This window comes from Synechococcus sp. PCC 7336 (assembly GCF_000332275.1).
Classification (GTDB): Bacteria; Cyanobacteriota; Cyanobacteriia; order Thermostichales; family PCC-7336; genus PCC-7336.
Map to the genome: position 1 here is coordinate 1 of NZ_CM001776.1, position 11,883 is coordinate 11,883.

General features: G+C 54.2%; 12 protein-coding genes. 5 read left to right on the top strand and 7 right to left on the bottom strand.

Annotation, left to right across the window (positions count from 1 at the left end):
• The first annotated feature begins 397 nt into the window (after window positions 1–397).
• From psbB to SYN7336_RS00020, 4 genes are all read left to right on the top strand, one after another.
• Complete coding sequence (psbB, locus tag SYN7336_RS00005; protein WP_026100556.1) at window positions 398–1,930, top strand: photosystem II chlorophyll-binding protein CP47; 1,533 nt, start codon at window positions 398–400, stop codon at window positions 1,928–1,930.
• A gap of 90 nt (window positions 1,931–2,020) precedes the next feature.
• Window positions 2,021–2,137 carry a photosystem II reaction center protein T gene (locus SYN7336_RS28485; protein ID WP_017323851.1) on the top strand — a complete coding sequence of 39 codons (117 nt, stop codon included), beginning with the start codon at window positions 2,021–2,023 and terminating at the stop codon, window positions 2,135–2,137.
• 174 nt (window positions 2,138–2,311) lie between these two features.
• Window positions 2,312–3,079: a phycocyanobilin:ferredoxin oxidoreductase gene (locus SYN7336_RS23715; protein WP_017323852.1), complete on the top strand. Its 768-nt coding sequence runs from the start codon at window positions 2,312–2,314 to the stop codon at window positions 3,077–3,079.
• 64 nt (window positions 3,080–3,143) lie between these two features.
• Window positions 3,144–3,791: a Uma2 family endonuclease gene (locus SYN7336_RS00020; RefSeq protein WP_017323853.1), complete on the top strand. Its 648-nt coding sequence runs from the start codon at window positions 3,144–3,146 to the stop codon at window positions 3,789–3,791.
• Window positions 3,792–3,841: 50 nt separating this feature from the next.
• Here the strand turns inward: SYN7336_RS00020 and SYN7336_RS00025 are convergent, their stop codons facing one another.
• The 6 genes from SYN7336_RS00025 to SYN7336_RS00055 form a co-directional block, all read right to left on the bottom strand.
• The gene (locus SYN7336_RS00025; RefSeq protein ID WP_017323854.1) at window positions 3,842–4,771 is read right to left on the bottom strand and encodes a pentapeptide repeat-containing protein; all 930 of its coding nucleotides are present in this window, start codon (window positions 4,769–4,771) and stop codon (window positions 3,842–3,844) included.
• Window positions 4,772–5,060: 289 nt separating this feature from the next.
• A complete protein-coding gene (gene cynS, locus SYN7336_RS00035) occupies window positions 5,061–5,504 on the bottom strand; it encodes a cyanase (RefSeq protein WP_017323856.1) in 444 nt (147 codons plus the stop codon).
• A gap of 160 nt (window positions 5,505–5,664) precedes the next feature.
• Window positions 5,665–6,552: an ABC transporter ATP-binding protein gene (locus SYN7336_RS00040; protein ID WP_017323857.1), complete on the bottom strand. Its 888-nt coding sequence runs from the start codon at window positions 6,550–6,552 to the stop codon at window positions 5,665–5,667.
• Window positions 6,549–7,418 (bottom strand): nitrate ABC transporter permease, encoded by an 870-nt coding sequence (ntrB, locus tag SYN7336_RS00045; RefSeq protein WP_083885616.1) that lies wholly within the window; start codon window positions 7,416–7,418, stop codon window positions 6,549–6,551. The genes SYN7336_RS00040 and ntrB overlap by 4 nt, the downstream gene beginning before the upstream one ends.
• Window positions 7,419–7,478: 60 nt before the next feature.
• Window positions 7,479–9,092: a CmpA/NrtA family ABC transporter substrate-binding protein gene (locus SYN7336_RS00050; RefSeq protein ID WP_017323859.1), complete on the bottom strand. Its 1,614-nt coding sequence runs from the start codon at window positions 9,090–9,092 to the stop codon at window positions 7,479–7,481.
• A gap of 353 nt (window positions 9,093–9,445) precedes the next feature.
• Entirely contained in the window at window positions 9,446–9,676 is a 231-nt protein-coding gene (locus SYN7336_RS00055; protein ID WP_017323860.1) for a hypothetical protein, read from the bottom strand.
• A gap of 255 nt (window positions 9,677–9,931) precedes the next feature.
• Here SYN7336_RS00055 and SYN7336_RS00060 point away from each other — a divergent pair, with 255 nt between their 5' ends.
• Window positions 9,932–11,227: a folylpolyglutamate synthase/dihydrofolate synthase family protein gene (locus SYN7336_RS00060; RefSeq protein ID WP_017323861.1), complete on the top strand. Its 1,296-nt coding sequence runs from the start codon at window positions 9,932–9,934 to the stop codon at window positions 11,225–11,227.
• A gap of 30 nt (window positions 11,228–11,257) precedes the next feature.
• Here SYN7336_RS00060 and SYN7336_RS27545 read toward each other — a convergent pair whose 3' ends face one another.
• Entirely contained in the window at window positions 11,258–11,815 is a 558-nt protein-coding gene (locus SYN7336_RS27545) for an SH3 domain-containing protein (RefSeq protein WP_017323862.1), read from the bottom strand.
• Between the last annotated feature and the right edge of the window lie 68 nt (window positions 11,816–11,883).

An 11,883-nucleotide genomic window follows, 5' to 3' on the forward strand; every position in this document is an offset into this window, starting at 1 on the left:
TTCGTCCGATTTCGGCTGAATATGGGGTCTGAGTCGGGTTCTCTCTGAGAAAGCTTGCGAAACACGAAGGCATACTGTTACATTCCGTTATACTGCGAAGTAAGTTTGTGCCTTACTGCATACTGTTCTTCATGGGGCTAGCTGGATGGGCCTACCTCGGCCAAGTCTATGCTGACAAAGTGGACCGCGACGTTGGAAAGCTTTCAAGAATTGCTCTGTGAGACGTACGGGTATACCGAGGTCTGTGGTTGATATTGCCATCCCTCTCGAGCATAGCGCTTTCGTTATTGCGTTCGAGAGCAGTCGCTGTCAACTACGGCTAGCAGGAAAGGCTGTGTACTAAACGTTCGATAGATAAAATCTAGGCTGTGTAATCGCAAGTGGAGGATCGCGCTTTATGGGACTACCGTGGTACCGGGTCCATACTGTCGTATTGAACGATCCGGGACGCCTAATTTCAGTTCACTTGATGCATACTGCACTCGTGGCCGGTTGGGCAGGATCGATGGCGTTGTACGAGGCCGCTATTTATGACCCTAGCGACCCCATACTCAACCCAATGTGGCGGCAAGGCATGTTTGTGATGCCGTTTATGGCCCGCTTGGGAGTTGAAAACTCTTGGAGTGGCTGGAATCTAGCTGGCGAATTCGTTGAAAACGCTGGCTTTTGGAGTTTTGAAGGTGTGGCTACGGCCCACATTATTTTGGCTGGCATGCTGTTCTTGGCTGCAGTTTGGCACTGGGTTTATTGGGATCTAGAGCTGTTCCGCGATCCTCGAACTGGCGAGCCTGCCTTGGATCTGCCGAAGATGTTCGGCATCCATCTGTTCTTGTCTGGTTTGCTTTGCTTTGGTTTTGGTGCTTTCCATTTGACGGGGGTGTTCGGTCCCGGTATGTGGGTGACTGATGCCTATGGTTTGGGAGGTCACGTTCAGCCTGTTGCGCCCGAATGGGGGCCTGCCGGATTCAATCCCTTTAATGCGGGTGGAGTGGTGGCACACCATATTGCCGCAGGGATTGTGGGTATCATTGCCGGTTTATTTCACCTGACGGTGCGTCCGCCTCAGCGCTTGTATCGCGCCCTCCGCATGGGGAATATCGAAACGGTGCTATCCAGCTCGATTGCGGCGGTGTTCTTTGCTGCCTTTGTCGTGGCTGGAACCATGTGGTATGGCAATGCTACAACACCCATCAGTTTGTTTGGCCCCACTCGCTATCAGTGGGACTCCGGTTATTTCCAGCAGGAAATTAACCGCCGCGTTGAAGTCAGCATGGCTGACGGCGCGAGCCAAAGCGAAGCCTGGGAAACTCTGCCTCGCGAACTATTGTTTTACGACTATGTCGGTAACAACCCTGCGAAGGGCGGTCTCTTCCGACCTGGCCCGATGAATGATGGCGACGGCTTAGCTGTGGATTGGCTCGGACATCCTGTCTTTAGCGATGCAGAAGGTCGCGAGTTGTCGGTCGAGCGGATGCCGAACTTCTTCGAATCCTTCCCTGTGATTCTGAGGGATGCGGATGGCGTCATTCGGGCCGATATTCCGTTCCGTCGAGCTGAGTCCAAGTACAGCTTCGAGCAGGCGGGCATAGCGGTTGAGTTTTTCGGTGGCAAGTTGGACGGTCAGCAGTTTACCGATGCCCCATCCGTGAAGCGCTTTGCCCGTAATGCCCAATTGGGCCAGGTGTTCGAGTTCGATCGCGAAGCGACCGGCGCTGATGGTGTGTTCCGCACCAGCCCGCGCGGTTGGTTTACCTTCGGTCATGCCTGTTTTGCGCTGCTGTTTTTCTTTGGCCATATCTGGCACGGTTCTCGGACCCTCTACCGCGATGTCTTCGCCGGTATCGATCCCGACCTAGATGAAGAAATGGTCGAATGGGGTGTCTTCGAGAAATTGGCAGATACCTCCACCCGTAAGAAGGTCGAAGCCTAGTTAGAATAAAGGCAATTTCCCTCAACGGGAAACTGCCTTTCAATCTGGGTTCCACCCGCTTTTCGGTGTCGTTTACAGTAAGAGCTAGTCATGGAAGCTTTGGCCTACGTTTTCATTCTGTTTCTAACATTGGGTCTGTTGTTCTTCGCGATCGCCTTCCGGGAGACTCCGAAGGTTGACGTGCCTCCTTCGACTGACAAAGACTAGTAGTTGTTTTGACGGCAACTGCTGAGTGGAGTTGGTTTTTGAAGCCGCTGCAGTCCTATTCTGCAGCGGCTTTTGTGCGAGTCGTGGCAAATGGCATGGCTTAGACTGTAACCGTCGCTCTGCGCTACAGTAAGACGACTCGCCTTATTCGATCCACCTGAGTTCAACCTCCAAATGAGTGCAATCTCGATACAAGATCGGCAACATCCCCTCATCGGCAGGCTGGCGAACCGTATTTTAGAGATCTGGGAGGCTCATCTGGAGTTATCCCCCTACCGGTTGCCAGAAGATCTCGGATATATCGAGGGGAAACTCGAAGGGGAGCGGCTGACGATTGAAAATCGCTGTTTCCAGACCCCTCAATTTCGCAAGTTGCACCTAGAGTTGGCTCGGGTAGGGGAGTCGTTAGAGATTCTCCACTGTGTCATGTTCCCGAAGCCCAGTTACGATTTGCCCGTGTTTGGCTGCGATTTGGTGGGGGGACGGGGACAGATTAGTGCGGCGATCGCCGATTTGTCGCCGGTAGAAGCCCAATTGCCCGCCGAATACCAAAGTCAGTTAAACCCTTGGCTGAAGCGGCAAGCAGCATTCAGTCAACAGCGGCAGTTGCCGCAGTGGGGCAATATTTTTTCCCCTTACTGCCTGTTTGTGCGTCCGATTGGGCCGGGTGAAGAGCAGCTCTTTTTGGACGCCACGACTGCCTATCTAGAGTTTCACTGCGGGCGGGCGAGTGCTTCTCAGCCTGTAGACCGCGAGCAGCAGGCGAATATTGTGGCGGGGCAGCAGCGCTATTGCGATCGCCAGCAGCAAAATGACAAAACTCGTCGCGTCTTGGAAAAGGCGTTTGGCAAGCAGTGGACAGACCGCTACATCAGCACGGTCCTGTTCGACTCGCCCGACCCCGCTCCTCAATCGCAATCCAGTCCTCGGTCCACCCCGTAATTTCATCAGCAGCGGCTGGCAATTCCGCGCGCTCGTGTGTCAGCAATTCCGTACAGTGCCCCAAATGGTAACGATTCAGCTGCGACAGTTAAGCGTCCCGCCGGGACAGCGATTGCTGCTCCAGGATGTGAGTTGGCCTGAATTTGAGGCCATCTTGGCAGAACTGGGGGAACACCGAGGCACTCGCATTGCTTACGACAATGGTCTATTAGAAATTATGGCTCCGTTACCAGAGCACGAATCGGTTAAGGAAACGATCGGCGACCTGTTGAAAGCATTGCTGGAAGAACTCGAGATTGAATTTCTCACTCTCGGCTCGACAACATTTAAGAACTCGAAAATGCTGAAGGGCATTGAGCCAGACCAGTGTTTCTACATTCAGCACGAGGCAAAAGTCAGGGGTAAAAAGCGGTTGGATTTAACTGTAGACCCGCCGCCCGATTTAGCTCTAGAGGTGGATATCATTTCCCGTACCCATCCTGAAACCTATGCCGCGTTGGGAGTGCCGGAGCTATGGCGGCGGGCAGGCCGGGAAGTGAGCATTTATCAGCTTCGGGATGGAGAGTATTTTGAGGTGAATGAGAGCCCGACATTTTTAGGCTGGCCGTTGCAGGCGGAAATTCCAAAGTATGTAGAGCAAAGCCAAACGGAAGGGCGGAATCGAGCCATGCGGGCATTTCGCCTGTGGGTGAGGGCACGATTAGCGCAGTGACGGTAGCTGTTCTGACGACCCGAGCCTGTAGCGATCGCCGACATCGAGTTTTATGCAGTCGGGACATTTAATGCGCCGAGATCGCGCAGGCCCCGTCGCTGTGCTTCGCTCAAACCGATTGCATCAGTCAGAGTAGCGCCGCGAACGTCAGTTCCCTCAAAGACAGCTCCCGATAGGTCAGCCCCTTCAAAACTGGCATCGACCAAATTGGCTTGGGTGAAATTCGCATCGGATAAGATGGCCCCGTCCCAACTGCTGCCAAATAAGGAAGCCTGGGTGAAGTTAGCGTTATGGGCATAGGCTAAATGGGCGATCGCCGTATCCAGTTCGGCTGCAGTGAAGTTGGCATCTGCCAAATAAGCTTCGGTTAAGTTACTGCCTAAGGCATCGGCAGACGTTAAATCGGCAGCAGCTAGGCGGACGCGGGTGAGCCGAGCGCGATCGAGTTGAGCGCCCGCCAGCTTGGCACGGGTGAGATTGGCCCCATCTAGATTGGCCCCCACCAGCTTGGCACTGGAAAAATCCGCCTCGCTCCAATCGCTGAAACTCAGATTGGCTTTCACTAAATTGGCGGCTTGCATCACTGCCCGCCGACCGCTGCAATCTTCTAGGTTGGCCCCTTCCAATTGGGCGAGCGAGGCATCTGCCCCATCCAAAATTGCTCCGTGCAGGCGAGCCCCCACAGCCTCGACCTCGCGCAGATTGGCCCGTTCGAGTCGCGCAGCGGTGAGTTGAGCGCGGCTCAGATCGGCTCCAGCCAAGATCGCCCCCACCAACCAGCCTCGAATTAGCACTGTTCCAGAGAAATTAGCTTTTTGGCAGGAGGCATTGGCGAGATTGGCTACTCGCATGTAAGCACGGGAAAAATCGGCCCCATCCAAACACAACCCTTGGAGTTCGATGTGAGCCAGCTCTGCTTTGGCCAGCGGCAGTCCTCGTCGAATGAGATCGAGAACTCGATCGGGGGTATAAACGCTCATGGGTGGTAGCTTAAAAAGTTGGCGGAAAGTTGGCGGAAAATGGATCTAGGCAGTCGAGATCTTCAAGCAAAACAGTAGCGTTGCCACTACTGTAGGCAACTTCTCCGCCATCGGCGATCGCCATCATGCCAAATTTCAATAGAGCAAATGCAGTTCTGGCGACGAGTAGACTGCGAGAAGGGATACCAGTGTGGGGAATTTTCTGAAGTAGAGTCCAAAAATAAAGCCTATCCCCAGCAACAGTTGGTGGGAATAGGCTTCATTCATCAATCCAGTTGTTGCGGTTTGGCTACCACTTTTTGTAGGGTAGGAACTTGCCGCACATAATCACTTTGACCCGATCGCCTTTCGGGTCCTCCTCCTTTTCCACCTCGATCGAAAAGTCGATCGCACTCATAATGCCATCTCCAAACTTCTCGTGTACGACTGACTTCACGGGCAAACCATACACTTGCATAATCTCGTAAAAGCGGTAGATGAGCGGATCGGTGGGCACTAACGGATCGAGCGCCCCTTTGAGGGGGCATTCCATCAGGGCTTCGACATAGCTGGAGTCGAGCCCGAGAGCCCCGATAATTTTCTTCGCCTCTTCTTCAGATGCGCTGGCTTGACGGTAGACTACAGCCGCAACCCAAACTTCATCCCGACCGACAACTGCTTCGAGATCGGCAAAGGAGAGTCCCTTTTTCTTCTTTGCTGCCAAAAGTTCTTCCACAATGGGTGGAATAGCCATAAATACTCCTCCAGAAAATGATTGAAAAACAGTACGTTGAACCTTTCACCGCTAGCAATTCCGAGCAAGTCTATCGCAATATCGACAAAGGGGGTAGACCGTGTCGATGGAGCGCCAACTGATGGAGGTCGAGCTGAACGCCCCTTCCACTTGCTCGAGTCTAAGTCTTGACTCTCGAAGCCTCCACCGCCCGCGTTTCTCTGTATAAATGCTGCTCCATTTCCACCTTCAGATCGTGGTAAGCCGGTTCGCGATCGATCGTCTCGCGGTTGCGGGGACGGGGGAAGGGCACGTCCAAAATCTCGTCAATGCGAGCAGCCGGTCCGCGCGTCATCATCACAATGCGATCGGAGAGCAGCAAAGCTTCCTCAATACTGTGGGTAATCATAATGACCGTTTTGCGCCGCTGCTCCCAAATCCGCTCCACCTCGTCCTGTAAAAAGCCGCGCGTCAGGGCATCTAAAGCCCCAAAGGGTTCGTCCATCAGCAGAATTTGAGGATCGATCGCCAGCGCTCGGGCAATTCCCACCCGCTGGCGCATCCCCCCCGATAGCTCGTGGGGATGGCGCTGCTCGGCTCCGGCTAACCCCACCAGTTCGATGTGCTCCTGCACGATCGCCTTCTGCTGGTCCACAGGCATGTGCGGATGTACCGTCTCGACGGCAAAACGAATATTTTGCTCCACCGTCATCCAAGGCATGAGGGCATAGGTTTGAAACACCATGCCGCGATCGGGTCCGGGACCGGTAATATCTTGGCCGTTCATTTGGACTGAGCCGCCGGAAGCTGCCGACAGCCCCGCAATTATCGACAGTAGGGTGGACTTGCCACATCCCGACGGACCAATAATTGACACGAAGGTGTTGGGCTCGATGTCCAAGCTGATGTCATCGATCGCCACAAAATCCGGTTTCGATCGCTTTAGCAGTTTATCCGCCCAACTTTGCTTGCCTGGAAACATCTTAGAGACATTACGGAGGGAAAGCTGAGTGGTTTTAGCAAGGGCGATTGCAGAGGAGTTGAGCTGAGTGTGAGAAGTGACTGTCATGATTGCCGTCCGAACGAAACCAAACTTTGCAAGATCCCAAAGATGCGATCCAAAATAATGCCTACCAGACCGATAACCACAATGGCTGTGATGATGCTGGTAATGCTGAGGTTATTCCATTCATTCCAGACAAAATAGCCCAGACCGGTGCCCCCCACCAAAATCTCGGCAGCCACAATCACCAGCCAAGAAATCCCGATGCTAATGCGCAATCCCGAGACGATGTTGGGGGCAGCAGCGGGCAAGATGACTTTCGAGATGGTGCGCCATTTCGAGGCTCCCAAGGTGCGAGACACATCCAAATATTCGGCGGAGACACCACTGACGCCAAACTTGGTGGCGATTAAGGTGGGCCAAATACTGGTAATGGCAATCACAAATATGGCTGTCGCTTCGGAGTTTTTCAGTACTCCCAAACCGATCGGCAACCAAGCGAGAGGAGACACGGGCTTGAGCAATTGTACGTAGGGGTCGATCGCTTTGGAGGCCACTTCGGATAGCCCCACTAAGATCCCCACCGGAATGGCGATCGCCGATCCCACCGCAAACCCAATCGCCACCCGGCGCAGGCTGACTAAAAGGTGCCAGCCAATCCCTTTATCGTTAGGACCGAAGTCGTAAAACGGATCGGTAATCCAGCCCCAAAACTCTGTAATAGTTGTAGAGGCTGAAGGCATTAATTGAGAGAATAACCCCAATCTCGCCCCCAGCTCCCAAACAATCAGAAGACCGCTCAGCGAGATGAGAAATAGGCATAGGGCTTGAAGGTTGGGATCTGCGGGCCAAGCCCTAACGAAGCCCCGCCACGAGCGCCTCAACGAGCTTTTAAGCTCGTAGAACTTTGCTCTGTAGACAAAATTTGCCATTGTAAAATCCAAGGGGTGAAGCGTAAATTTAAGCTAGAGAAGAAGATGCTAGATGTAGAATTAAACGCCGAATTGTTCGATTTGAGCTTCGACATAGGCGCTGGGATCGGCTGGGTCGAAGGAATCAAATTGCAACGTTTCAGGTCGGACTGCTGCGGTTGGCGGGGTTTGTCCCACTTCAAGGGCTAGCTCCCGCGCCAAATCAGTCAAGAAAACACCTTCACCGATCGATTCGTAATCCGCTCGTTCTTTGGGCAAGAAATCCCAGCGCACGAGTTGAGTGGAAATCCAATAGGAGAAACTCTGCCACGGATAGGGATCGAAATCGATTCGATCGGGAATGGAGTGGGTATTGCCCAGGCCATCCTCGAATTCTCCCGTCAGGACGGCCGCCACCACTTCTTCCGGTTGGTTGAGGAACTGGCGATCGGAAATAGCCGCTGCAATTTCTTTGCGGTTGGCAAGGTCGTGGGCATATCCGGCCCCGTCGATGATGGCTTTATTGAGAGCCCGGAAAGTATTGGGATGGTCGCCAATCCAGGCATCGCTGGCGGCAAAGGCACAACAGGGGTGTCCCGGCCACAGGTCTTTGGTGATGAGGTGGATAAAGCCCACACCCTCGAAGACTGCCCGTTGGTTGAAGGGGTCGGGCATGAGGTAGGCATCGATGTCCCCCACTGTCATCTTGGCCACGCTATCGGGGGGCGGCACCGGTTCGATCTTGACATCTTTATCGGGATCGATTCCGCCCGTGGCCAAGTAGTACCGCAGCAGCAAGTTGTGCATGGAATAGGGGAAGGGCACGCCAATGGTAAACCCTTTGAAGTCAGCAGGGCCTTTAACGGTGTCTTTATATTGATTGGCGACCGTGATGGCTTGCCCGTTAATGTTTTCAATGCTGGCTAGTTTGACGGGGAAGGTGGCCGAGCCCAACCCCAACGTCATGGCGATCGGCATGGGGGCCAGCATGTGATAGGCATCGAGTTCTCCGGCGATCGCCGAATCTCGGACGGCAGCCCAGCTAGGCATTTTGATCACGCGGGCATTCAAGCCATAGCGCCGATAGAACCCTAACGGCTCTGACATAATAATGGGTGTGGCACAGGTGATGGGAATAAACCCGATTTGCAAGTCTGTTTTTTCGAGGGAACCGACGGGCGAGTCGTCAGGATCTTCCGCAATAGAGGCAGGATCCTCGTTATTGGGCGCGCAGTTGGCTAAGGTGATTAACGCCGCTCCAACGGCGACGCTGCGCATAAAGTGACGGCGGGTGGTGCGGCTGAATCGCTTGGCATCGCCGAAAAATTCCCCCGCTCTAGGGCCGAAAGCTGCCGCAAAAGCATTGTCCAGACCGCCTGCAACGGTAACTAAATCTCGCACCAATTTTTCCCGTTTGGCACTGCCGCGAGCAGCCATTTGCAAAAATAACGCCTTGCGAAGCTCAGATCGATCGATCGTACTCGCGAGTGAAAGCGCCTCTTGCTTGTAAACCCCCATTGCCACCAAGTCGTCAATCATTGCAAGGGGATCTGATGGCAAAAATTGCCCGTGGTCTTGACTGAGATGAAACCCTCCACAGACTGTACAAGTTGATTGAAAGTCATTGAAGCCAATCTGTTTGCCAGATAAACCCGATCTGTCTTTGCCTGTCGTAGCAGCAAAGGTAAAAGCCATTTGAAATCCTATTCAATTGCACCAATGGGGCTTATTAGAACGCTTATTTTTACCCGATTTTGTATCTGTAGATACATTAGTCGGGGAATGTAAAAATCTAATCGATCTTTCATCAAAATAGAACGCACAACCACTCTGTCGTTCGATCTTTCATCAAAATAGAACGCACAATCACTCTGTCGTCGGAATAAATTGGCGGTTATTGAACTTTTCAAATTTTTTGATAGTCTCATGAATTGGCCGATAAAAGTGCAACAAAGGCTACGCTGACCTACAAATCGCGAATTTCAATCCAGATTGACAGACGTGAGTTCGACAAGGGACTGGCCCGAATGGCACTGAAATAAGCTCAACTATGTAGCCGGCTTACGTTTGAGAATGGGGCGTGACTGTTGCATCAAGGGATAATTCTTGGGTCTGCTGTAGGCCATCATGTGAACCCAGAGTGCTTTGCGCACCATTGCTGGCGTCTTGGCTGCGAGCATTTCCATCTTCAAGGGGGTTTTGACAGGCTTGAGATTGACCTCAGCCCCCTGCCAGCGCAGTTGATAGAGCTCAGCCAGTTTGGCCTTGGGATAGTGCAAAGGGTCACGACTGGGCTGTAGACAGATTCGCGATAGCTCACCTGTTCATCTTCGAGGGCTTGCTTGATGGTTGAGGCTGGCAGCAACTGCTGGAAAGGCAAGCCAACACTGTTGAGGAATTTCTGCTTGAGAATCTCGGCTCGATTCGGCATAGTGGGGTAATTGGTTTAGGGCTCTTCAAGCTGAGATTATCCGATCTCAAGCCTTAGAGCCTTTTTTTACTCCCTGCCAAGGGAGACCAATGGAGCTCGATCGATGACGGCATCCGCGAACTTACCGCCCGAATTAGAGCATTTCTCTCCCGCAGCCTACCTCAATTCCCTCGGGCGTTTTGGGGTGCAATTAGGCCTAGAACGCATGCGAGCATTACTGAAAGTCTCGGGACAACCACAGCGGGGAATTCCTGCCATTCACGTAGCGGGCACGAATGGAAAGGGGTCGGCGTGCGCAATGCTGGATGCAATTTTATCGCGATCGCACTACAAAACAGGTCGCTATACCTCGCCTCACTTAGTCACCTGGCAGGAGCGCATTTGTATCAATGGCAATCCTATTTCCGATCGCGATTGGCGAGATGCCTTGTGGCAGGTGAAATCGTTCCTCGATCGCTACCCCACCCAGCTCGAACCCCCCACCCAATTCGAAATCGTGACGGCAGCAGCCTGGGTCTACTTTCAACAGCAACAGGTGGACTGCGCCATTTTAGAGGTGGGCTTGGGCGGGCGATTGGATGCTACGAATGCCGAGATCGATAGCTGTCTGAGTTTAATTGTCTCCATCGGTCGCGATCACTGGCAGCGCTTGGGGAATACGCTAGCGGAGATTGCCGCAGAAAAAGCGGGGATTATGCGCCCGGGGGTTCCGGCGATCGCCGCACCACAAGTCCCCGAAGTCACCCAAGTCCTCCTGCAAACAGCCGCACAGAAAGGCGTTCCCTTACAGCAGGTCGAGCCCGCCTCCTGGATCGAAGACAGCACGATCGCCTGGAACGGCAGCCGCTATCGCCTCAGTCTGCAGGGGGATGCCCAACTGGAAAATGCGGCCGTCGTGCTGGCGGCAGTGGAACAATTGCGCGATCGCGGCTGGAGGATTCCTGCAACTGCCGTGCGCGACGGATTGGCCCACACCACTTGGCCCGGACGACTGCAATGGTCTCAACTGGGCGATCGCAAAGTCCTGCTGGATGGCTCCCACAACGTCCCGGCAGCACAGATCTTGCGCCAATACGTCGATCGCCACTTCCCCCAACAAGCGATCGCCTGGTGCATTGGTATCCTGGCCACCAAAGACGCTGAGGGAATTTTGCAGATCTTGTTGCGCCCGGGCGATCGCCTCTATACCTTGCCGATCGCCGACCATCTGGCCTTGTCTCCCGACGAGCTGCTGACCCTCGCCCGCCAAGTGCAGCCACATCTATCGCTGGGGCGATCGCTAACCAGCTTAGACCCATTACTATCTGCCATTACCTCGCAACCGACAGCCTCGACCCCGGTGGTTATCTGCGGTTCACTTTATTTGCTCGGCCAAATTATGGAACGCTATTCACTTTAGCCGCGACCGCAATGCCGCAAGCAGCAGTTCCTACTGCACTGCAGTAATATTTCCGGCCTTGACCCAACCCTCTTGGCCGTTCAAATTCCGCCGTACCCGCTGCCAGCGACCATCCCCACTCAGTTCTAAGATAGTTACCGTTTCATCAAATGCAATTCCCCCCAAATAAGCACCCTCCACATTCGGCTCCGCCCGCAGCGCCAACCCAATCGGCTCGACAACGCGACCTCGAGAGCCCTCCTCCAAGCTACCGGGCACCGAGTCGGGCCGTTGCGGCGTTGCTTCGGCGATGGCGGGAGTTTCGGCCTCCTCAGCCGGTGGTTCGGTCGGAGCCGGTGCCGACAATCGCGGCGGATTTCCCTCCGCAAAGGGGGGTAATGGCGGTGCATCGAACATCGGCGCTGTCCAGCGCCACACCTGCCAGCTCACTGCCCCCAGTGCCCCAAAGATGGTTCCCCAAACGATCAGTCCAACCCAAGGCAAGTTACGCGCCAGATGGCGGCGAGGGGGCTGTGGCACGGGACGGCGGGGCCGCTGCCGCACGTCAGAGTGAGGAGGCAGGGGATTGGTGCGGGGGGGGTGTTTCATAGAGAGAAGGGCTGTTGCGCGGAGAGACACAGAGGCAGCGGGTGGAAGGGAGAAGCGCGTTCGGCAAC